The 20,525-nt window shown below is 63.6% G+C and carries 20 protein-coding genes; 12 read left to right on the forward strand and 8 right to left on the reverse strand.

Annotated features, from left to right (window positions below; translation table 11 throughout):
- Nucleotides 1-63: 63 nt before the first annotated feature.
- The 5 genes from AArcS_RS01680 (at nucleotide 64) to AArcS_RS01700 (ending at nucleotide 5,777) form a co-directional block, all read left to right on the forward strand.
- Entirely contained in the window at nucleotides 64-1,806 is a 1,743-nt protein-coding gene (locus AArcS_RS01680) for a nitrite/sulfite reductase (RefSeq protein WP_238478692.1), read from the forward strand.
- 71 nt (nucleotides 1,807-1,877) lie between these two features.
- Nucleotides 1,878-3,464: a succinic semialdehyde dehydrogenase gene (locus AArcS_RS01685; RefSeq protein ID WP_238478693.1), complete on the forward strand. Its 1,587-nt coding sequence runs from the start codon at nucleotides 1,878-1,880 to the stop codon at nucleotides 3,462-3,464.
- Nucleotides 3,452-4,534 carry an SDR family oxidoreductase gene (locus tag AArcS_RS01690; RefSeq protein WP_375139626.1) on the forward strand — a complete coding sequence of 361 codons (1,083 nt, stop codon included), beginning with the start codon at nucleotides 3,452-3,454 and terminating at the stop codon, nucleotides 4,532-4,534. Before AArcS_RS01685 ends, AArcS_RS01690 begins: the two co-directional genes overlap by 13 nt.
- A gap of 93 nt (nucleotides 4,535-4,627) precedes the next feature.
- A complete protein-coding gene (locus AArcS_RS01695) occupies nucleotides 4,628-5,308 on the forward strand; it encodes a DUF7504 family protein (RefSeq protein ID WP_238478695.1) in 681 nt (226 codons plus the stop codon).
- 61 nt (nucleotides 5,309-5,369) lie between these two features.
- Nucleotides 5,370-5,777, forward strand: a complete 408-nt coding sequence (locus AArcS_RS01700) for a DUF5788 family protein (RefSeq protein WP_238478696.1) — start codon at nucleotides 5,370-5,372, stop codon at nucleotides 5,775-5,777.
- A gap of 44 nt (nucleotides 5,778-5,821) precedes the next feature.
- On the opposite strand, the gene AArcS_RS01705 is transcribed toward AArcS_RS01700, so the two are convergent.
- The 3 genes from AArcS_RS01705 to AArcS_RS01715 form a co-directional block, all read right to left on the reverse strand.
- Complete coding sequence (locus tag AArcS_RS01705) at nucleotides 5,822-6,109, reverse strand: hypothetical protein (RefSeq protein WP_238478697.1); 288 nt, start codon at nucleotides 6,107-6,109, stop codon at nucleotides 5,822-5,824.
- A complete protein-coding gene (locus AArcS_RS01710; RefSeq protein WP_238478698.1) occupies nucleotides 6,106-7,299 on the reverse strand; it encodes a carboxylate--amine ligase in 1,194 nt (397 codons plus the stop codon). Before AArcS_RS01710 ends, AArcS_RS01705 begins: the two co-directional genes overlap by 4 nt.
- A gap of 493 nt (nucleotides 7,300-7,792) precedes the next feature.
- Entirely contained in the window at nucleotides 7,793-8,872 is a 1,080-nt protein-coding gene (locus AArcS_RS01715) for an aminopeptidase (RefSeq protein ID WP_238478699.1), read from the reverse strand.
- Between the two features lie 59 nt (nucleotides 8,873-8,931).
- Here AArcS_RS01715 and AArcS_RS01720 point away from each other — a divergent pair, with 59 nt between their 5' ends.
- Complete coding sequence (locus AArcS_RS01720; protein WP_238478700.1) at nucleotides 8,932-9,966, forward strand: threonine aldolase family protein; 1,035 nt, start codon at nucleotides 8,932-8,934, stop codon at nucleotides 9,964-9,966.
- A 6-nt stretch (nucleotides 9,967-9,972) separates the two neighbouring features.
- Here the strand turns inward: AArcS_RS01720 and AArcS_RS15830 are convergent, their stop codons facing one another.
- Nucleotides 9,973-10,098, reverse strand: coding sequence for a DUF7859 family protein (locus AArcS_RS15830; protein WP_259372673.1), 126 nt, complete (start codon nucleotides 10,096-10,098; stop codon nucleotides 9,973-9,975).
- An 89-nt stretch (nucleotides 10,099-10,187) separates the two neighbouring features.
- On the opposite strand from AArcS_RS15830, the gene AArcS_RS01725 reads away from it, so the two are divergent.
- Complete coding sequence (locus tag AArcS_RS01725) at nucleotides 10,188-10,967, forward strand: ArsR/SmtB family transcription factor (RefSeq protein ID WP_238478701.1); 780 nt, start codon at nucleotides 10,188-10,190, stop codon at nucleotides 10,965-10,967.
- 243 nt (nucleotides 10,968-11,210) lie between these two features.
- Here the strand turns inward: AArcS_RS01725 and AArcS_RS01730 are convergent, their stop codons facing one another.
- The gene (locus AArcS_RS01730) at nucleotides 11,211-11,720 is read right to left on the reverse strand and encodes a metallophosphoesterase (RefSeq protein WP_238478702.1); all 510 of its coding nucleotides are present in this window, start codon (nucleotides 11,718-11,720) and stop codon (nucleotides 11,211-11,213) included.
- Between the two features lie 89 nt (nucleotides 11,721-11,809).
- Here AArcS_RS01730 and AArcS_RS01735 point away from each other — a divergent pair, with 89 nt between their 5' ends.
- The 5 genes from AArcS_RS01735 (at nucleotide 11,810) to AArcS_RS01755 (ending at nucleotide 16,799) form a co-directional block, all read left to right on the forward strand.
- Nucleotides 11,810-12,382 (forward strand): hypothetical protein, encoded by a 573-nt coding sequence (locus AArcS_RS01735; protein WP_238478703.1) that lies wholly within the window; start codon nucleotides 11,810-11,812, stop codon nucleotides 12,380-12,382.
- A gap of 106 nt (nucleotides 12,383-12,488) precedes the next feature.
- Nucleotides 12,489-15,266 (forward strand): alanine--tRNA ligase, encoded by a 2,778-nt coding sequence (alaS, locus tag AArcS_RS01740; RefSeq protein WP_238478704.1) that lies wholly within the window; start codon nucleotides 12,489-12,491, stop codon nucleotides 15,264-15,266.
- A 1-nt stretch (nucleotide 15,267) separates the two neighbouring features.
- Nucleotides 15,268-15,570 carry a hypothetical protein gene (locus AArcS_RS01745; RefSeq protein WP_238478705.1) on the forward strand — a complete coding sequence of 101 codons (303 nt, stop codon included), beginning with the start codon at nucleotides 15,268-15,270 and terminating at the stop codon, nucleotides 15,568-15,570.
- 227 nt (nucleotides 15,571-15,797) lie between these two features.
- Nucleotides 15,798-16,217, forward strand: coding sequence for a hypothetical protein (locus tag AArcS_RS01750; RefSeq protein WP_238478706.1), 420 nt, complete (start codon nucleotides 15,798-15,800; stop codon nucleotides 16,215-16,217).
- 45 nt (nucleotides 16,218-16,262) lie between these two features.
- Nucleotides 16,263-16,799 carry a GNAT family N-acetyltransferase gene (locus AArcS_RS01755; RefSeq protein WP_238478707.1) on the forward strand — a complete coding sequence of 179 codons (537 nt, stop codon included), beginning with the start codon at nucleotides 16,263-16,265 and terminating at the stop codon, nucleotides 16,797-16,799.
- Nucleotides 16,800-16,809: 10 nt separating this feature from the next.
- Here the strand turns inward: AArcS_RS01755 and AArcS_RS01760 are convergent, their stop codons facing one another.
- From AArcS_RS01760 to AArcS_RS01770, 3 genes are all read right to left on the reverse strand, one after another.
- Nucleotides 16,810-18,669, reverse strand: a complete 1,860-nt coding sequence (locus AArcS_RS01760) for a PINc/VapC family ATPase (RefSeq protein ID WP_238478708.1) — start codon at nucleotides 18,667-18,669, stop codon at nucleotides 16,810-16,812.
- Between the two features lie 53 nt (nucleotides 18,670-18,722).
- Entirely contained in the window at nucleotides 18,723-19,328 is a 606-nt protein-coding gene (locus tag AArcS_RS01765) for a DUF8173 domain-containing protein (RefSeq protein ID WP_238478709.1), read from the reverse strand.
- A gap of 106 nt (nucleotides 19,329-19,434) precedes the next feature.
- Nucleotides 19,435-20,370 carry a TylF/MycF/NovP-related O-methyltransferase gene (locus AArcS_RS01770; protein WP_238478710.1) on the reverse strand — a complete coding sequence of 312 codons (936 nt, stop codon included), beginning with the start codon at nucleotides 20,368-20,370 and terminating at the stop codon, nucleotides 19,435-19,437.
- Nucleotides 20,371-20,525: the final 155 nt, after the last annotated feature.

Raw genomic sequence — 20,525 nt, forward strand, 5'->3', positions numbered from 1 at the left:
TAGATGTGGGGAGAACTGACGCGAGGCGGTGTGGTATATGAAAGGGGTTCGTATGGCGCGTATATGCCAACTGACGTCGAGAAGTGGAAAGACGAGATCTACGGCAACGAGATCAGGGAGCACCTGATGGAGTTCGCCGAGGAGGGCTGGGAGTCGATCCCGGAGGAGGAACACGACGAGTGGTTCGAGCGCTTCAAATGGTGGGGTCTCTACCACCAGCGCGCAGGCCAGGAGAGCTACTTCATGATGCGGATCGGGACGCCAAACGGCGTGCTCGAACCGGGCCAGACCGAGGTCGTCGCCGAAGTCGCAAACGAGTACGCGACCGGGCCGGCGTCGAACCCGGAGTTCGGGAACGCCTACGTCGACTGGACGACGCGCCAGTCGATCCAGCTCCACTGGATCCGGCTCGAGGATATTCCGGACGTCTTCGAGAAACTCGAATCAGTCGGCCTCTCGACCCAGCAGGCCTGTGGTGACTCCTGGCGCAACATCGTCGGCAACCCGATGGCCGGGAAAGCGCCGGAGTTCGTCGACGCGCTGCCAGTCATCATGGAGCTCAACGAGCGGTTCAAGGGTAACGACGACCACTCGAATCTCCCACGCAAGTGGAAGGTGTCAGTCACCGGCGCGTCCGACGGCTCCGGACAGGGCGATATCAACGACCTCGCCCTCGAACCGGCGTTCAAGGAGATCGACGGGGAGGAAGTCCGTGGGTTCAACGTCCGCGTCGGCGGCGGCCTCTCGCGGAATGAACCCCGACTTGCCCGTGAGCTGGATGTCTTTACCCGCCCCGAGAACGCCGCGGACGTCGCCGCGGGTATCTCCGCCCTCTTCCGCGAACACGGCGACCGCGAGAACCGCTACAACGCCCGCATCAAGTTCCTGATGGACGAGTGGGGCCCTGAGAAGTTCCGTCGCGTCCTTCAGGACGACTTCGTGGACTTCGAGCTCGAAACCGCAGGGACTGATCTCCGCGAGCAGTACACCTACAACGCGGGTGGCAACGAACACGGCGACCTGATCGGCGTCCACGAGCAACGCGACGGCAACTACTACGTCGGCCTCAACGTACTCGTCGGCCGGATGGGTGCGGACGATACCCACGAACTCGCCCGCCTCGCCGAGGAGTACGGCTCCGGCGAGGTCCGGATCTCCCAGCGACAGAACGTCATCATCACCGACGTTTCCGAGGACGACCTCGACGCCCTGCTCGGAGAGGACCTGCTCGAGGACTACTCGCCCGATCCGCATCCGTTCATGCGCGGCTCGGTCGCCTGCACGGGAACGGAGTTCTGCTCGCTCTCGATCGTCGAGACGAAGAACCGGCAGGTCCGGTACGCCCGCTGGCTCAAGGAGAACGTCGAGCTTCCCGAGGGCGTCGAGGACTTCCACATCCACCTCTCGGGCTGTACGGCCTCGTGTGCCCAGCCGCAGATCGCCGACGTCTCGCTGCGTGGCATGAAAACGCGCAAGGACGGCGAGCCGGTCGAGGCGCTCGACATTGGCCTCGGCGGCGGCCTCGGCGAGAATCCGCAGTTCGCCCAGTGGGTCGCCGAGCGCGTCCCGGCCGACGAGGTGCCCGGTGCCATCGAGAACCTCCTGGCCACGTTCGAGGACGAGCGCAACGGTGATGAGACGTTCCGCGATTACATCGCCCGGCTCGACGACGAGACGCTCGATGACCTCGTCGAGCCCGAGGAGACGAGCTACGAGGACCCGTATATGCACAACACCAAGCGGACCTGGTACCCCTACGCCGAAGACGACAGCCTCGACGCCAGTCCGTCCCCTGCCGACGACTGAGAGGGTCGAACGGATCCGCCCGATCCTCCGTGCGGACAAGACAGTAGGTCCTGCAGTACGACGGTACTGATATGTCATCGTTCACGCCGTCAGCAGTGCTCGCCGATTCGACGCTCACTCACGATCGTCTTGACGACCTCGCCGAGCGAGTCCGAACGGTCGGAGAGCGATCCTCCATCGACGTCAGAACGCCAGCGACCGACGAGCGCGTCGGTGTAGTTCCTGCCTGTGAGGCGGCCGATGTCGACGTCGCGGTCGAGCGCGCACGGAGCGCACAGGTCGCGTGGGCGGAGCGTACTCCCCGAGAGCGAGCAGCGGTTCTCTTTCGGTTCGCGGACCTCGTACTGGATCTCCGCGAGGAGTTGCTCGATGCGATCCAGATCGAGACGGCAAAAGCGCGCGAACACGCCTTCGAGGAGGTGCTCGATGTCGTCAACACCGCTGGCTACTACGGCAAAGACGGTCCAGGACTGCTCGACGACCGCAATCGGACGGGCCCTGCACCGTTCCTGACCAGCGCTGTCGAGACCTACGAACCGGTTGGCGTCGTCGGCGTGATTAGCCCGTGGAACTATCCGATGACGTTGTCGATGGCCGATGTGTTACCCGCCCTGCTCACTGGGAACGCCGTGGTCTGTAAACCAGACGAACGGACCCCCTTTGCCACGCTCTTGTTGGCCGAGCTGCTCGAAGCTGCGGGACTGCCCGAAGACGTCTTCTCGGTCGTTACCGGTGAGGGAAGCGTTGTCGGCCCCGCACTCATTGACCGGGTCGACTACGTCGCCTTCACCGGCGGCACCGAGACGGGGCGGGTCGTCGCCGAACGAGCAGGCAAGAACCTGATCGACTGCTCGCTGGAACTCGGCGGCAAGAACCCCATGCTCGTCCTCGACGACGCCGACGTCGAGACAGCAGCCCGCGGCGCGGTAAAAGGGGCGTTTACGAACGCTGGCCAGCTCTGTCTCGCCCCTGAACGGATCTACGTCGACGAGACGGTCTACGACGAGTTCCTCGATGCATTCGTCGGTAAGACGCGCGAACTCACGCTGGGCGTCGGAGTGGGCTACCAGGGCGATGTGGGGTCGCTGATCGACGAGCGACAGCTTGACCGGGTTCGCGAGCACGTCGACGGTGCAGTCGAGGACGGCGCGTCGGTGCTCACCGGCGGTCGGCATCGTCCGGACGTCGGGCCGTTCTGTTACGAACCGACGATCCTCGAAGGCGTCGAGCCGGACTCACAGGTCGCCTGCGAGGAGACGTTCGGCCCAGTGGTGTCCGTGTACCCCGTTTCGGGCGTCGAGGAAGCAGTCAGCCGTGCCAACGACTCCGAGTACGGGCTGAACGCGAGTGTCTACACCCGCGACACGAAGCGCGGGCGGGCCGTTGCCCGGCAGATCGACTGCGGGACCGTCTGTGTCAATGACCCCTTCACCGTGGGCTGGGCGTCGATGGACGCGCCGATGGGTGGATTCGGTGACTCCGGGCTCGGCCGTCGCCACGGCGAGGTCGGCCTTCTCCAGTATGTCGAATCGCGTACGATCGCCACCTCGGCGTTCGGGCCGATGGAACGGCCAGCGTCGCTCCCCGGACGGTGGTTCATCCGGCTCTCGTCGGGGGCCCTTCGGGTACAGACCCGGATTCGACGGTGGTTGTCATGACCGACTCCCGAGTGCTTCTCACGGGATTTCCGGGCTTTCTGGGGTCGGCGCTGGTAGAACGTCTGCTGGAGCGGGGTGATGGTCCGATCGCCTGTATTGTGGAGCCGAGATACCGCGACCGCGCACAGCGACGTGTGGACGAACTCACAGCGAACGTCGACGAAGACGACTCGATCCGGCTATTCGAGGGAGACATCACGGAGACGCGGCTTGGGATCGACGACCCCGGTGAGACGTTCGAGCACGTCGAGGAACTGTATCACCTCGCCGCAGTCTACGATCTCGCTGTCGACGCCGAACTCGCCGATCAGGTGAACGTCCAGGGCACCCGGCACGTCCTCGATGTTGCCGAGGCAATCGACGTAGACCAGTTCCACTACGTCAGTACTTGCTACGTAAGTGGTCGATACGACGGCGTGTTTACCGAAGAGCATCTGCAGGAAGGCCAGGAGTTCAACAACCACTACGAGGAGTCGAAGTATCGTGCCGAAGTCGCGGTGCAGGAACGTATGGAGGGGGGGTTTCCGGGGACGATCTATCGGCCATCGATCGTCGTCGGCGACAGCGAGACCGGAGAGACGGACAAATACGACGGTCCGTACTATCTGCTTTCGCTGCTACTGGCTCAGCCGAAATGGGGATCACTGTTGTTCACAGTACTGGGATCGGAAAACGCCGAGCTAAACGTCGTGCCGCGTGATTTCGTCGTCGACGCCATCGCGGAGATTCGAACGCAAAACGGCTCGGTCGGCGAGGTCTACCAGCTCTGTGATCCCGCTCCACTCCCGGTTCCGGCGTTCATCGACACGATAGCCGCTACGGCGGGTCACCGTACGGTTATGCTCCCGACGACAAAGCCAGTCGCTCGAACGGTATCGGGTTTGCTCCAGAGGTACGGGATCAATGTCGAACCGGCAGCACTCGATTATTTCGACCACCCGACCCGGTACGCCTGCCCGAACACGCGCAGGGCGCTCTCGGGGACCGGGGTCGAGGCACCACCGTTCGAATCGTACGCCGATCGGCTCGTCGAGTTTGCAATGACGGACGCTGCTGGGCAACGGCGATAAACACGGTCTCTCACCGACACCATCGCTATGGGAAGCACCCACAATCTTTATTTCACCCAGTTGTGACTATGTATTCGAAGCGCAGGTGTCGGCGTGTCCAGAGTCAAAGATATCGACGAAATCAGGACGGAATTCCCCGAGGACGCCAGTGTACTCGTTACTGGCACGTGTACCGAAACGATCGGGTCGCTCCATCAGGAGCTGCTCTGGAGCGCCGTCGACGACGACGAGGCGGCAGTCGTCGTCACGACCGAGGACACGGCTGAGGGCATCCGGCGCCGGTTCGATCGCTCGGCCGCGTTCACGTCGACAGCCGGACTGGCAGTCGTCGACGGAACACCGAAGGATCGCCGACACGCAGAGCCAGAGCGGAACGTCTGGAAGACGAGCTCGCCAGTCGATTTCGGCGGGGCGATGCTCGCACTTCGGCGCGGCTACGAATCACTCGCCGTCGAGTACGATACCATCCATCTACTGTTCGACACGTTAACGACGCCACTGCTTGCCACTGACTCGTCCACTCTCATGCGGTTCGCCCATCAGGTGATGCTCGAAGGCGGGTCGAAGACCGGACTCCAGCTCTTCCCCGTGTGTACGAACGTTACTTCGAACAGCGACGTCACGAAACTCAAACACCTCTCGGAAGGGATGATCGAGGTCAGAAAGCGAGGGGGAACACGTCAGGTTCGGCTCCGGGGACCGCCCGAAACACCGAACGAGTGGCTCGACCTCTCTGAACAGGGACACGAGTTCGACGTACGAGGGTTCGTCTAGGGACTTCTCACGAACCGGGGACGCGCCGAACCCTTTTGACCGCTCGTGGTAATGGCCGCGTATGGACGAGTCGAAACGCGAGCGACTACTCAAGCGGATCAACAGACAGAGTTCGACGATCGGTGCGAAGACGCCCGACACGATCACGGTCAACGGGGAAGAACTCGACCTCCAGGAGTTCCTCATCGAAACGCGCCGCGTGGAGGGGATTCCCGAGGACGCAAAGGAGCTGGTGCTGGAGACCAAGCGGGCCCTGAAAGCCGAGCGCAAGGAACTGGTCGGGCGGCTGGAGACCGAAGAAATGAGCTACGAGGAGGGCAAGGAACTCGCCGATACCATCGTCGGGATTGACCGCGCGCTGAACGCGCTCGATAGCCTGCGTGGTCGTCGGTACGGCGAGCGATCCCGAGCGGTCAACGTCAACGACCACAAGCAGTGGCTTGATTTCCTCGAATCCGTTTCCGGGTAACTGTGAATCGAGGAGACGGGGCACGACTCAGGGGTAGGTAGGTCTCAGGGCAATCGCTCGTCGTCGATATCCAGCGCAGCTGCGACTGTCGCACGGAGGTCTGCCTCCGAAGCAGCCTCGGCCTCGTCAACTACCTCCCTCAGCATCGCTTCGAGTGTCTCGATACGATCCTCGATCCCGTCGAGATCGAGCACCCGGTCGGCGATCGTCAGATAGGTCTGTTCGTCGTACTCGACACGGTCCTCGTCAGTGAGCTCGATCTCAGATGAGTCCTCGTTCGAAATCGGCAGCCCGATGACCGAAATCGGGTCCGCGATAATAATCGCCGTCACTCCAACAGTGGAACAACGCTTTTTGCATCCCTGAGGAACGGCCCCGGATCGGTGAGACTGAGATAATCGAAGTTCGGCTCCTCGTAGACCGACACGGCGACTTCTCGGAGGGCTTCGGTGAACGGCGGTGGATCGACCAGCGGAAACTCGTCACGGAGCACGCTGTGGAGATGAACTGCCTCGCCGCGAAGGAGATGCGTTGCGACGCCGTCCTCGTACGAGGGCACGCTGTTGACCGTCTCTCCCCCGGCAAGCTGCCAGAACAGCTGCGGAAAGTCGAGTCCGGCGACGACCGGACAGGACAGTGAGAGCCAGAATCGGGGGTTCACCTCCAGCAGCGTGAACTCGCCAGTCCGCTCGTCCCTGACGAACTGGACCGACGCGGGACCGTCGTACTCCAGCGCGTCGAGCACTGCCCGACCAGCACGCTCCAGTGCGGGGATCGACGTCGTCTCTCGGGCGATGCTCGTCCCGCCGCTGTACTTGTAGGCTCGCAACTGGTGTTTTCCGCAGGTCGCTACGGCTTCGCCGTCGTCGTACAGCGCCCAGAGCGCATACTCCGAGCCCGGGACGTACTCCTGAACGATCGGTTCGTGACCCATCTGGTTGCGAAGTTGTTCTCGATCGGGCTCGACACCCGGCTGGAGGAGTTCCGCCGAGCCCGGACTGCCGAGCCGGTCCGGTGGCATCGTTTCGTTGTACTCCTCGGCCAGCAGCGCGAACCGCGGCTTGACGACCTGCTGTCGCTCCCAGTCGTCGACGTCACCGAGCAGGTACGTCTCCGGCGTCGCCACGCCAGCGTCTGCCGCGATCTCGACCAGCCGTGTCCGATCATGGATCTCCCGAAGCGTCTCTAAGTCGGGCCAGGTCGGTAGCAGATGGTCGGTGAAATCGGACCGATACCGTGCCAACGTGAACACGTCCACCTCGCGCATCGGCGCGATCGCTCTGACGTCTGCACGTGCTGCAAGATCGAGCAGTTCGTCCCGGAAACCGGCCCTGTCTTCTTTCGGATCCGGGACGATCCGACGCTCTGTACAGTACTTCGAAGCGAGTGCGGGTGCCTGCTCCGATTCCGAGATCCCGATCGTCCGGATCCCGTGCTCGCCGAGCGCCCGGAGGCAGGCGACCGAGCTTGCACCCCCATCCGGTACGACTACCGTCTCTCCAAACTTGCGTTCTGCTTGCATCAGTGTCTCCCTGTCTCGATATCCGTTGCGTGACGGTCATTCGTTTGCACCAGTTAGTTGCAGGTCAATTGCCAGCTATCTTCTTATAGTGAGAGAACCCCGCCGTTCATGGCGAGGAGGATGTCACGTACGGAAAAACAGCCTGACGATCACCCGGCAACTTCCGGACAGAACGCCGCAGTCCTACTCCTCGAAGATAAACTGGCCGTCTTTTTGCACCACTTCTCCGTCCACTTCGATCTTCGAGTTCTCGCTCCGACCTTTTTTCGCTCGGGATGCGCAAGCGCACCGCTCGCGAAAAAATCTCGGCCAAAAAGCCGCTCGCTACGCTCGCGGTCCTACTCCTCGAAGATGAACTGCCCGTCTTTTTGCACCACTTCTCCGTCCACTTCGATCTTCGAGTTCTCGCTCCGACCTTTTTTCGCTCGGGATGCGCAAGCGCACCGCTCGCGAAAAAATCTCGGCCAAAAAGCCGCTCGCTACGCTCGCGGTCCTACTCCTCGAAGATAAACTGGCCGTCTTTTTGCACCACTTCTCCGTCCACTTCGATCTTCGAGTTCTCGCTCATGTCGACGATCATATCGACGTGGACCGCGCTGTCGTTCTGTTCGTTGTCCTCGCCGACGGTATCCTCGTAGGCGCGTCCGACCGCCATGTGGACGGTATCGCCCATCTTCTCGTCGAACAGCATGTTGTAGGTGAACTGGTCGATCTCGCGGTTCATCCCGATCCCGAGTTCGCCGAGCCGACGCGCTCCTTCGTCCGTTTCGAGCACTTCGGTCAGGACCTCTTCGTTCTTCTCGGCGGCGTGGTCGACGACCTTTCCGTCCTCGAATTCGAGGTAGACGCCGGTGACCTCGCGGCCCTGATGGTAGAGCGGCTTGTCGAACAGCACCTCGCCCTCGACGCTGTCGGGGACCGGCGCGGTAAAGACCTCGCCGCCGGGGAGATTCTTTTCGCCGTAATCGTTGAGCACGGGGTTGCCCGCGACCGACATCGTGACGTCGGTGGTGTCGCCGCTTTTGATCCGGACCTCGTCGGCGGGGTCGAGAATCTCGACCATGTTGGCCTGGAACTCGCGCTGTTCGTCCCAGTCCTTGTTGACGGCGTCCCAGACGAAGTTCTCGTAGCCCTCGGTGGAGAGTTCGGCGAGCTGGGCGTTCGCGGGCGCGGGGAACTGCGTGAGACACCAGCGCTTCGAGAGCCGCTCTGCGGTGATCGGCTTCTGTGCGCGGCGGTAGGCGGCGTTGATCTCGGCATCGACATCGCTGGTCTCGGTGACGTTTTCGTTTGCCCGGATGGCGATGTAGACGTCCGTCTCCTCGATCAGCGCTTCCGTATGCGCGGGCGTCTCGAAGTCGTCTTCCTCACTCGCGCGGAGATACGCACGCTGGGCGCGGTCGTCGCTGGAGAGGCTGATCGGATTTGCGCCCACGTCGCCGATGACCTCGTGGAGCGCAACGACCAGGTCTTCGGCGACCGGCGGCGCGGTGATGACGACGTCGTCGCCAGCCTCCAGGTCGACGGAGTGATGTGCGATGATCTCTGCGTGCTCGCGGATTCGCGGGTCCATACACCGAACTCGCGGGGCAGGTGAAAAACCGTTTACGTTTTCGGCGACCCAGTGCAGGTATGATCGATCTCCGCAGCGATACGGTGACGACACCCGACGAGTCGATGCGCGCCACCGCGGCAGATGCCGATGTCGGCGACGACGTCTACGAAGAGGACCCAACGGTCGCCGAGCTAGAGCGTCGGGCGGCCGAGATCACGGACTTCGAGGCGGCGCTGTTCGTGCCCAGCGGGACGATGGGTAACCAGATCGCCGTGCGCGTCCACACCCAGCGCGGACAGGAAGTGCTCGTCGAGCAGGAGAGTCACGTCTACAAGTGGGAACTGGGCGGGCTGGCCCAGCACGCACAGGTACAGACACGCCCCCTCGACGGTGGTGATCGGGGGATTCCCTCGCCCGACGCGATCCGGGCGGGCCACGTCGCGGAGGACCTGCACCGCCCCGGTACCGGCTTGCTGACGCTCGAAAACACCCACAATAGCAGGGGTGGGATCGCCATCGCTCCGGGGCGGATCGACGCCGCCGCGGATGCAGCCCACGAACTGGAGGTTCCGGTCCACCTCGACGGCGCGCGCCTGTTCAACGCCGCGACCGCCCACGACGTCCCGGCCGAGCGGCTCACCCGGGAGGTCGATTCGGTCATGTTCTGTCTCTCGAAGGGGCTGGGCGCGCCAGTGGGTTCGATGCTCGCCGGGAGCGAGTCGTTCATCGCCGAGGCCCGACGCGTGCGAAAGCTGTTCGGTGGCGGGATGCGTCAGGCGGGGATCATCGCCGCGCCGGGGCTAGAGGCGCTGGCGAACCGACACCGGCTGGAGGTCGATCACGAGCACGCTGACTTGCTCGCAGGGGGACTGGCGACAGTCGAGGGACTCGCTGTGCAGGAGCCCGAAACAAACATCGTGCTCGCCGAGACGAGCGGGCTGGGACTGGGTACCGCGGCCTTCTGTGACGCGCTCGAAGATCACGGCGTGCTGGCGAGCGAGTTCGGCGAGTCGACAGTCCGGTTCTGTACGCATCTTGACATCGACCGTGAGGATATCGAGCAGGCTGTCGATGCCGTCGAGACGGTAGCGGCGACAGTCGGAAAACAGTAGCGCGCCTCAGCGCTGTGACTCGTCGACGCCCTCTTTAAACGACATCACTGTCCGGCGAATGAGCAGGAAAAAGAACAGAAACAGGCCAACGAAGATGCCGATGAGGCCGAGGAAGAATGGGTCTGTAAGCATACTACCGAGTTCATCCGGGCCGAACTAATGCGTTTCGGCACACTGTAGCGTGCAGAAAATTCATGCCGCTAGACCGTCGAATCGGTAGTATGGCCGATCTACTGCCCTCCTTCCCCGACACCTCCGCGGCCGACGACGGAGCCCCCAGAGTAGTCGGGATCGACAGCGACGAAGCCGACGACGTGCTCGCCGCCCTCTCGGCGAACACCGCGCGGCAGCTGCTGACCGCCCTGCACGAGGATCCCGGAACGCCCTCGGAGCTGGCCAATCGCGTGGATACCTCCCTGCAGAACGCACAGTACCACCTCGGCAAACTGGAGGATGCAAACGTGGTCCGGGTGATCGACACCGCCTACTCCGAGAAGGGTCGGGAGATGAACGTCTACGGCCCGACCGACCAGCCGCTGGTCGTCTTCGCGGGCGACGAATCAAAAGAGACCGGCCTGCGTGCCGCGCTCAAACGACTTGTCGGCGGGATCGGCGCGCTCGCGGCCGGAAGCCTGTTCGTGCAGGCGCTCGCGGGAGAAGGGATTCTGGGCGGCGCGGACGACGGCGCTCCTGCGACCGCCGAGGACGACGAGCAACCACCGGAAGACGAGGAGGCTCCCCCGGAAGAGGAGGAGTTTGACATCGCAACGGAGGAGGAAGACGCCCCGGACGGCGACGATGCGCCCACTGAGGACGTGGAGGAAGACGATGATGCCGAGCCGACGACAGCAGAAGACGATGGGTTCGACATCCCGTTCGTCGAGGACGACTTCGGCCTGATCGGTATCTCTGGCCTACCGCCGGGTGCGCTCTTCTTCGCGGGTGGGGCGACCGTCATGGCTGCCTGGTTCGTGCTCTGGTACGTCCGGATCAATAGGTGAAACTGTCATTTGAGTCTACGGTGGCTATTTTTCCCCTGTACTCGTATACATCGTTGCGTCCGATACTGGACGTAGCTGCCGACCGGCTCTCCGTACGGCCGTCTACCTGACCCTGACAGCAACAAGCGGCTGTGGCCGCCCATCTCCGCTGCCCGCAGCCCTCCACCTCGCGGCCCGCCGTCGCCGCTGGCCCGCTGTGACGTGCGGGCCGCGCTGGTCTCACCTGAGTGGTCCTCGCTGACGCTACGGCTCGATTCTGAACTCCTCGAAGACGGTTCCATCCGGCTGGCAGAGCCGCCCATCCAATCCACCAGCAGCTGGTTCCAGTTCGGCATGACCCGGCCGATTCCCCCGCGGGTCGGCGTGACTTCCCGGATTGAGTAGCGTGAGCCCGTCCGCGTCGACGACCGAGGGCTGGTGGGAATGACCCGAGACGACGACGTCGGCCTCGCGCTGGCGACCGAACAGCGAGAGCGCGGTCGCCCCGCCACGCTTGCGATGCGTGACGGCGAATCTGATACCCTCGTACTCGACGATTCGGGCGGTCGGGAGCCGGTCCCGAACGGCCATCCGGTCGGCGTTCCCGTGGACCGCGTCGAGCCGTTTGGCCTCGTCCTGAAACGCGTCGAGGGCGCTCGTCGACGTGAAATCTCCGGCGTGGATCACCTGGTCAGCCTCGCGGACCGCTTCGAGGGTCCGACCTGTCAGTGCGTGGCCATCCAGGCTGTGTGTGTCCGAACAGATGGTGAGCATAGCTGGAGAGTGGGTCGGGACCGAAACCTGTCTTTCGGCTTGCGTCGGGAACCCGAAGGTCCATGAGCGCGGCCCCAAAACGGGCGCGTATGCCGACCGAGGGCGAGGAGACGGCGCTCGACCACGCCGACCAGGTACTCGCGGCGTTCGAGGATGCAACGCCGCAAACAGCCGAGGGCGTCGCCGAAGAAGTCGGGCTGGATGTCGAAACTGTCCGGGCGACCCTCTCGGCGCTGGTCGAGCGCGAGGCGCTGTGTCACAAAGCGGTACGCGGCCGTGACGACCCCGAGCAGCGACTCACGAGCGAGGAGCTCGACGCGCTTACTGTCGAGCTATGGTACCTCCCCGAAGAACGACTCGCCGGGGGCTCTGTCAACCTCGTGGTTGACGATAGCGAGGCGATCGAGGACGCGCTGGACGAGTTGTCGTTCCCGGGGGCAAGCGAGCTGATGCGCGAGTGGCGACGTGACGCCGTCCGAGCGGCTTACGAGTACCTGCGCGAGCGCGAACCGGTCGACGCAGAGGCGTTCCGCGAGGACGTTTACCCAGCACACCGCGCGGGGTACGCCGGCGACAACACGTGGTGGGACTGCATCGAACCGCGGCTCGTCGAACTCCCCGGTGTCGAGCGGGACGATGGGACGTGGCGGATCGCCGATTGATCTGTGGCTGACTGCCATTGCCAATCGAATTCCACTCGACGACGCCGTCACGCCGGTCAGCGCCGGTGCGGAACTGTTTTACTCTCCGCGAAGCCACGTGCGAGTAATGAGTCAACTGGAGGAGGCGTACCGCCTCGAGTATTTTGAGGAGGAGGATTTCGTCCGCAAGGAGTGTCCGGAGTGTGGTGCGCACTTCTGGACTCGTGATCACGATCGGGAGACGTGCGGAGAGCCGCCGTGTGGGGAGTACTCCTTCATGGACGACACCGGCTTCGACGAGGAGTTCAGCCTGACCGAGATGCGCGAGCAGTTCCTCACCTACTTCGAGGAGCAGGGCCACGGTCGGATTGAGCCGTATCCGGTCGCCGCGAACCGCTGGCGCGACGACGTCTTGCTCACTCAGGCGTCGATCTACGACTTCCAGCCGCTGGTCACGAGCGGACAGACGCCGCCGCCTGCGAACCCACTGTGCATCAGCCAGCCGTGTATTCGCATGCAAGACATCGACAACGTGGGGAAGACGGGCCGACACACGATGGCCTTCGAGATGATGGCCCATCACGCGTTCAACACGAAAGACGAGGTCGACGAGGACGAGTACGCCTACCACGGCGAGGTCTACTGGAAAGACGAGACCGTCGAGTACTGTGACGGCCTCTTCGAGGCGGTTGGCGTCGATCTGGACGAGGTAATCTACATCGAGGATCCGTGGGTCGGGGGCGGCAACGCCGGTCCCGCCATCGAAGTCATCTACCGGGGCGTCGAACTCGCGACGCTCGTCTTCATGTCGCTCGAGCAGGATCCCGACGGCGAGTACGAGATGAAAGACGGCAACCGCTACTCCGAGATGGATACCTACGTCGTCGACACGGGTTACGGGCTCGAACGGTGGACCTGGGTCAGTCAGGGCACGCCGACCGTCTACGAGGCCGTCTATCCCGAGACGATCGAGTTCCTGAAAGAGAACGCGGGGATCGACCACACCGACGAGGAGGCACAGGTCGTCCACGAGGCCTCGAAGCTCGCCGGGAAGATGGACATCGACGAGGCCGAGGATCTCGAAGCGGCCCGCGGGGAGATCGCCGAACAGGTCGGCGTCGACGTCGAGGAGCTAGAGGCCTTGCTCGAACCGCTGGAAGATATCTACGCCATCGCAGACCACTGTCGGACACTTGCGTACATGCTCGGTGACGAGATCGTTCCCTCGAACGTCGGGACGGGCTATCTGGCGCGGATGGTACTTCGGCGGACGAAACGGCTAGTCGACAGCGTCGGCGTCGACGCCCCGCTCGACGAACTCGTCGACATGCAGGCCGAGCGGCTGGGCTACGAGAACCGCGATACGATCCGCGACGTGGTCCGGAGCGAGGTCGAGAAGTACCGCGAGACGCTCGAACGCGGCTCCCGACGGGTCGAACAGCTCGCCGAGGAGTACAGCGAGCGTGGCGAAGCGATCCCGACAGAGGAGCTGATCGAACTCTACGACTCCCATGGCATCCAGCCCGATATGGTCGAGGAGATCGCCGTCGAGAAGGGCGCAAGCGTCGCTGTGCCCGATGACTTCTACAGTCTCGTCGCCGAGCGCCACGACGACGCGAGCGCGAGCGGGCTGGCGGCAGAGGGGATCGACGACCGCTTTGAGGACCTGCCAGAAACCGAGAAGCTCTACTACGACGACCAGCAGGGAACCGAGTTCGAGGCGGTCGTCCTCGACGTCTTCGAGCGCGAGGAGGGCTACGATATCGTGCTCGACCAGACGATGTTCTACCCCGAGGGCGGTGGCCAGCCCGGCGACGTCGGGACGCTCTCGACCGACGACGCGACGGTGACCGTCACGGACACCCAGAGCGAGAACGGCGTCATTCGCCACCACACCGATGAGCCGCTTGACCGGGGTTCGATGGTGCGTGGCCAGCTGGACGGTGACCGTCGACGACAGCTCATGCGAAACCATACGGCGACCCACCTCGTCATCCACAGCGCTCGGCGTGTCCTCGGCGAGCACATCCGACAGGCTGGCGCGCAGAAGGGCGTCGACTCCTCGCGGATCGATATGCGTCACTACGAGCGGATCACCCGCGAAGACGTCAAAGAGATCGAGCGCGTCGCCAACGACCTCGTGATGGGCAACCACCAGATCACACAGGAGTGGCCCCACCGCAACGACGCGGAGGCCGAGTACGGTTTCGATCTCTATCAGGGCGGCATCCCGCCGGGCGAGCAGATTCGCCTGATCCACGTCGAAGACGACGTGCAGGCCTGCGGTGGCACGCACGTCAGTCGCACCGGCGAGATCGGCACGATCAAGATCCGGTCGGCAGAACGCGTCCAGGACGGCGTCGAGCGACTCGTGTTCTCGGCCGGACAGGCCGCGATAGAGGGCACCCAGAAGACCGAAGACGCCCTCTACGAGGCCGCCGAGATTCTCGACGTGACGCCGACCGAGGTGCCCGAGACCGCCGACCGCTTCTTTACGGAGTGGAAAGAGCGCGGCAAGCGCATCGAGGACCTCCAGGAAGAGCTCGCGGAAGTGCGAGCTGGCGGCGGTGCGGACGCCTCGGAGTTCGAGGTCGGCGACGTGACTGCCGTCGTCCAGCGCCTCGACGGCGATGTCGACGAGCTCCGTGCAACGGCGAACGCCATCGTCGAGGAAGGGAAGGTCGCGGTGCTCGGCAGTAGCGCGGACGGCGCACAGTTCGTCGTCGCAGTCCCCGACGACGTCGCGGTCAACGCCGGAGAGGTGGTCAGCCAACTCGCGAGCGAGGTCGGTGGGGGCGGCGGTGGCCCGCCGGACTTCGCACAGGGTGGCGGTCCCGACACGGACAAGCTGGAGGACGCACTCGCCAGCGCCCCGGACGTGCTCCAGCAGGTGCAGGACGCCTGAGATGGAACTCGATACCAGAGCCGCCTACGACGCGCTGATCGACGACCTCGTGGCCGACGCCAGAGCGCGGGCCGAGCCACCGGAAAACGAGGACGTCTGGGCGAGCGTGAGCGATCGGGTCCCCGAGCTGACCGGCGATGTCTGTGACCGGATTCTAACGCTCTCGACGACTGCGCCGGACGCCGAACTCGTCGAGGAAGTGACGGCCGCACGGGACTCGACCGAAGCCGAACGGAAGCGGGCGCAGGCACTGACAGTGCTGGTTCAGGACGTCGAGACGCGCCTCGACGAGCGGACGGACTGAGAACGAAGTGACGTGGCGTACGGGTTCTGTTCTCACTATGGCGTCGCGTCCGTGTTCTCCGACTCACTTCTCGTCAGAATAGGACTCTGATCGGTGGGGCAGCGGGCGTGTAACGTTGTAAATTATGTTACAATGTTACACTTCCGTGATCGAAAACGGGCTGGGACCGACCACGTCGGCCAGCGGGGATAGCGGATTTTATCACGGTTCGGCGAGCAGACGCGGGCATGAACATCTTCCGGCTCCAAGGACTCCTCGTCACGATCGTCGCGATGATCGCTGCAGCGCTCGCGTATGCGGCGATCGCACAGACGCTTCCCTACGGTATCACCCCGGCGACGGCGGATGCGATCGGGCTCTCGCTGGTCGTCGTCCCGATCGTCTTTTTCGGTACGCTGGTGACCGGGCAGTTCCCGTTTCGGGAGTACCACGACGACAAGGGGATCGACGGGATTCTCACGGACGCCGCCGTCATCCTCGTTGTCTGTCTGCTCGCGACGCTGCTGACTGCCCAGATGTCACAGGTCGTCGATGTCGGTGGCACCGCGCGACTGCTGGGCATCGGCGTGATCGGATACTTCACCGCGTTCGGCGTTTTCAGCGCCAGAAACTTGCGCTATTACGCCGCCGCGAAGGCGTCCGAGTAGGCTCTCGGCCGGGATATATCTGGCTCGAAGCCGAAGTAGCACGGGATGGGTGTCAGGATCCGTCCAGCACGACCCGAGGACATTCCCGCGGTTCAGCGCGTGGTCAGCGACTCGTGGCGGGCCGCCTACGCCGAACTTCTGCCGCCCGATGCGCTCTCGTTCATCGGGGACGAGGAACGGTTCCTTCCTGCGGCGTCGCTGGATCGGGTGATCGAGATGGACGAGCTGTGGTTTCTGGTTGCGGTTATCGACGGTACAGTCGTGGGTGAGATCCAGTTTGCTACCGGGTCGGAGACACACTCGTTCGTCGCGCCCGACGAAGGCGAGACACAGCTCCAGTCGCTGTACGTCGACCCGGATCACTGGCGGGCGGGCGTGGGGTCGGCGCTGGTCGCGTCGGGTATCGAACGGCTGGACGACGACGCGGCCGCCGTGCTCGTCGAAGTACTCAGCGAAAACGCGACGGGACGGCGGTTCTACCGCTCGGAAGGCTTCGAGCGAATCGGCGAGCGCGTTCTCGAACTGTTCGGAATTCCCTACCCGTCGACGATCATGCGGCGACCGCTAGGGGCCGTTCAGTAGTCGCCCCCGATCAGGACGGCGTGACGGTGATCTGCTGTTTGCGGTCGATCGCCAGTTCCAGTTCCTCGGCGATGGCGCTGCCCCGGGAGACCTGCACCTCGCCGCCACGGCCGACCGTCGCGGTAAACAGGTACTCGCCGTCGGCCTCGACTTCGACGGTCTCTCCGGCCTCGCCGTCGACCGGGACGACGATGTGCCGGGACGTGATCTCCGGCTGGACGATCTGGCCGGTGCGATCGGCTGCGGCGGGTGACGTGCCTCCTGCCCCGCCACTTCCGGCGCTACTGTTTGGCTTTTCGTCGTGGGTTCGCACGTCGATGTCGATTCCCAGCCTGTTCTCGACGTCCGTGATTCGTCCACCGCCCTTGCCGATGACCGAGGAGATGTCCCGGTCCTCGACGTAGACGACCGCCGTATTCGGTCCCTTGAGATCGACGTCGACGTGGCCCTGCGCGATCGAGCGGATCTCACGTTCGATCTCCTGTCGGGCGATCCGATCGACGCCGGTCGATTCGTTCTCGCCGTCGTTCAGTGGGACCGTGACGACCTGCCGATTGAACGTGTAGATCTCGTAGGCGGGTTCGCCGGTCTCGAAGTCCCTGATGACGATCACCGGCCGGGCGAGATCCTCCTCCATCAGGCCGTGGGGAACCTTGACCTCGGTCGTCACGTCGTAGACGGTGTGGACCTCGCCGTCCTCGATGTAGACGACGGTATCGACGACCTGCGGGATCATCCCGAGCTCGACGCGCCCGACGAGTCGCTGGAGGGCGTCGATTGCGCGAGTCGCGTGGACGACGCCGATCATCCCGACACCCGCCAGACGCATGTCCGCAAACACCTCGAAGTCGTCGGTCTTTCTGACTTCGTCGTAGATCGTGTAGTCCGGCCGGACCATCAGCAGGGAGTCGGCGGTCAGCGACATCTGGCCGTCGAGTTCGGTGTACTGGGTGATCTCCGGGCCGACCTGCAGGTCCCGTGGCTTCTCCATCGTCTTGACCGAGTAATCGCTATCGGCGAGGAATCGAGCGACCGCCTGCGCGAAGGTCGATTTTCCGGCTCCAGGGGAGCCCGAAATCAGGACGCCGCGTTGCTGTTCGAGCAGTCGATCGCGCAGTTCCTGATCGTACTCGTAGTCGTCCAGATCGGTCTGGACGATCGGTCGGACCGCGGTGATCTCGATCCCGTCCGAAAACGGCGGGCGCGCGATCGCGATCCGGTAGTCCCGGAACTGGACGATCGTCATGCCCGGTTCGGAGAGTTCGATGAAGCCATCGGGCGATTCCTTGGCACTGCTTTCGATCTCGTTGGCGTACTCTTTCATGTCCGCTTCCGAGAGGATGTCCTCGCGGATCTCCTCGTAGTGCATCTCGCCGATCTCGCCGCGTTTGGCCATCGGCACGACGCCAGTCTTGAGATGGACGCTCATCGTCAGCTCGTCGAAGTACTCCTCGATCGAGAGCGTCCCCACATCCTCAACGCGCGGGGAAATGTACTCGACATCCAGCCCTTTCGCCTCGGCGACCTCGCTCTGGACGATGTCGCTCGTGACGAAGGTCGCGCCCATGTCGTCGGCCAGATCGCGGATCAGCGCGTCGATCTCGCCCTCGCTGGCGTGGCCGCGCTCGATTGCGTCGGGGCGCTCGCCGACGTATTCGAGCGTGACCTCGCCGCCGTCGGCCAGTTCAGCCAGCCGCTGCAGTTCGGAGAGACCGTCCCAGCCGCTCTCGATGCCATCGTTCGCCTGTGCTTCCAGCTCGGCGACGACAGCTTCGGGGATCGAAATCGTGGCCCCGGCAAACGTGTCGTCTTCCACTTGATCGGACACGCGGCCGTCGATGACCACGCTCGTGTCCGGTACAACGTTCATACCCCCGCTTTGCTCCGCGTGGTGAAAAGGGTTTCAAGCGGCGGACGGCACAGTCAGAGCCGGTGGGCGGGCGGCATGCTCTGTTCGCGTTCCGTGCGCTTGCCGCTCCCGAGCGCCGTTCGCGCTACTCCTCCAAGTCCGACGACCGTGAGCAAGAGCCCGAACGCCGCGCCGACGATCGGGATCAGGGCGAGAACTGCGGCGATTGCGACGCCGACGATTAGACCGACCCAGTTGTGATCGACGCCCAGTCGGGCGATAATCGTGTTTCCAAGGGCGATAAAGCCGATCGCGCGGGCGATAAACGTCGTTCCGAGGACGAGCAGGGCGAGTGGGTACGCAGCCAGCCACCCCAGCATTACCTGCGAGTAGATCCACGCGGACGCGCCGAGCAAAACGAGCGCTACAGCGACCAGCACGCCGAAAAACCCGGAGACGAAGGTGCTTCCCCGGGCCGTCTCGATGGCCGAGGTTCCCCAGGAAGGGAACAGGCCGAGGATGGCGATCCCCATGAACAGCACCACGCTCGTCTCGATCGCAACCCGTTCGATCAGGGTCAACTCGACGAGTGACTCCGTCGGAACGCTCTGTGCGGCCACAATAGAGGGCATCACTGCCAGCAGCCCGACAGCGACGAATCCCCCGACTCGCCAGTTCATGTTCTATACTTGCTCGGTGATTATAAATAACGTATGGTTAATGAAAGAAAACCCGAGAGGTGTATGACGTCCGTCGGATGCTACCGGCCATGAGTATCGGCCCCCTCTACAGGCTCGCGTCGACGGTGTTGTCCTCGCCGGTCTCCGCGACGACCTCGAAGGCGCTCCGGTCCGGATTCTTGATCGTGTACGCGAGCAGACTGGAGAAGCCGTCGGGCGTCGGATGGAGGCCGAGACCGCTTCCTGCACCGATCAGCCCCGGCGGCTCGACGCCGAGGCGCTCGTGCCACCATTCGGACTCGAAAAACAGCGAGGCGATCTCCATGTGTTTTGCCTCGTGGGTGAACAGCGCACAGTCGTCCCCGAGCAACGGCCAGAGCCCTTCGATAGCGGTCTCGGCCGATGACCGGAGTCCGACATCGAGAAACACGAGCGCGACCGGGTCGTCGTACGTGGGGATCGTTGTATCGAAGTAGCCCGGATAGAACGTACAGATCGATGGGTCGCCGTACCGCTCGACGTTCGATTTCGCTTCTTCCAGGGGCGCACTCCAGGAATCGGCTTCGTACGTGTGGACTCGCTCCGAGGCGACTAGCAGGTGCTCTGTGTCATCCTCGTCCGGATCGGGCATCCCCTCGAAGGAGTCGAACACGACCAGTTCGCGGTCACAGAGCCCGGCGACCAGCGAGAGGTTCGCCGTGCTCCCGCCCTTGTAACAGCCACACTCGGTGATAGCTCCCTCGACGTCACGGGGAATCGACAGGATTCGCGTCGCTATCGCAAGGTGTTCGACAAAGGAAGAGCCAGTCTCGATCGATCGGTTGTTCCGGATCATCCGCGCGATCAGAAGCAGTTTGTCGGTGAAGCCGACGCCGTACTGTCTGCCGGTCTCACGGGCGAAGTACGTCGAGAGAAGAACGGGGAGACTGAGGACGAGCAGTCCCAGACGGTACAGTCGCAAGACCGTATCGAGCAGTGACCGGTTCGCGGTAGCTGGGCGTGATTCGTCGGTCTCCGGTTCCGTTCGCTGTTGGGATTGCATTACAGGCTGGACGGAGCCAGTGGGGTTTGTAACGAAGGGGTTTGTTACGGTGTGGATCGCGTTACCGGTAGTTACGATGAGGCTAGAACCTCGCTGTCCCATGGATACATCCAGCTTACCAGTGGATTGCCCGAGCATCACGCCGGGCGAGGATG

It is taken from the genome of Natranaeroarchaeum sulfidigenes, assembly GCF_017094485.1.
In the GTDB taxonomy this organism is placed as follows: Archaea; Halobacteriota; Halobacteria; order Halobacteriales; family Natronoarchaeaceae; genus Natranaeroarchaeum; species Natranaeroarchaeum sulfidigenes.

Bases quoted from the DNA above. Each gene is read 5' to 3' on its own strand.
- AArcS_RS01680 (WP_238478692.1), top strand. From the start codon at position 64: ATGCCAACTGACGTCGAGAAGTGGAAAGACGAGATCTACGGCAACGAG.
- AArcS_RS01685 (WP_238478693.1), top strand. From the start codon at position 1,878: ATGTCATCGTTCACGCCGTCAGCAGTGCTCGCCGATTCGACGCTCACT.
- AArcS_RS01700 (WP_238478696.1), top strand. From the start codon at position 5,370: ATGGACGAGTCGAAACGCGAGCGACTACTCAAGCGGATCAACAGACAG.
- AArcS_RS01710 (WP_238478698.1), bottom strand. From the start codon at position 7,299: ATGCAAGCAGAACGCAAGTTTGGAGAGACGGTAGTCGTACCGGATGGG.
- AArcS_RS01715 (WP_238478699.1), bottom strand. From the start codon at position 8,872: ATGGACCCGCGAATCCGCGAGCACGCAGAGATCATCGCACATCACTCC.
- AArcS_RS01720 (WP_238478700.1), top strand. From the start codon at position 8,932: ATGATCGATCTCCGCAGCGATACGGTGACGACACCCGACGAGTCGATG.
- AArcS_RS15830 (WP_259372673.1), bottom strand. From the start codon at position 10,098: ATGCTTACAGACCCATTCTTCCTCGGCCTCATCGGCATCTTCGTTGGC.
- AArcS_RS01725 (WP_238478701.1), top strand. From the start codon at position 10,188: ATGGCCGATCTACTGCCCTCCTTCCCCGACACCTCCGCGGCCGACGAC.
- AArcS_RS01730 (WP_238478702.1), bottom strand. From the start codon at position 11,720: ATGCTCACCATCTGTTCGGACACACACAGCCTGGATGGCCACGCACTG.
- AArcS_RS01735 (WP_238478703.1), top strand. From the start codon at position 11,810: ATGCCGACCGAGGGCGAGGAGACGGCGCTCGACCACGCCGACCAGGTA.
- alaS (WP_238478704.1), top strand. From the start codon at position 12,489: ATGAGTCAACTGGAGGAGGCGTACCGCCTCGAGTATTTTGAGGAGGAG.
- AArcS_RS01745 (WP_238478705.1), top strand. From the start codon at position 15,268: ATGGAACTCGATACCAGAGCCGCCTACGACGCGCTGATCGACGACCTC.
- AArcS_RS01750 (WP_238478706.1), top strand. From the start codon at position 15,798: ATGAACATCTTCCGGCTCCAAGGACTCCTCGTCACGATCGTCGCGATG.
- AArcS_RS01755 (WP_238478707.1), top strand. From the start codon at position 16,263: ATGGGTGTCAGGATCCGTCCAGCACGACCCGAGGACATTCCCGCGGTT.
- AArcS_RS01760 (WP_238478708.1), bottom strand. From the start codon at position 18,669: ATGAACGTTGTACCGGACACGAGCGTGGTCATCGACGGCCGCGTGTCC.
- AArcS_RS01765 (WP_238478709.1), bottom strand. From the start codon at position 19,328: ATGAACTGGCGAGTCGGGGGATTCGTCGCTGTCGGGCTGCTGGCAGTG.
- AArcS_RS01770 (WP_238478710.1), bottom strand. From the start codon at position 20,370: ATGCAATCCCAACAGCGAACGGAACCGGAGACCGACGAATCACGCCCA.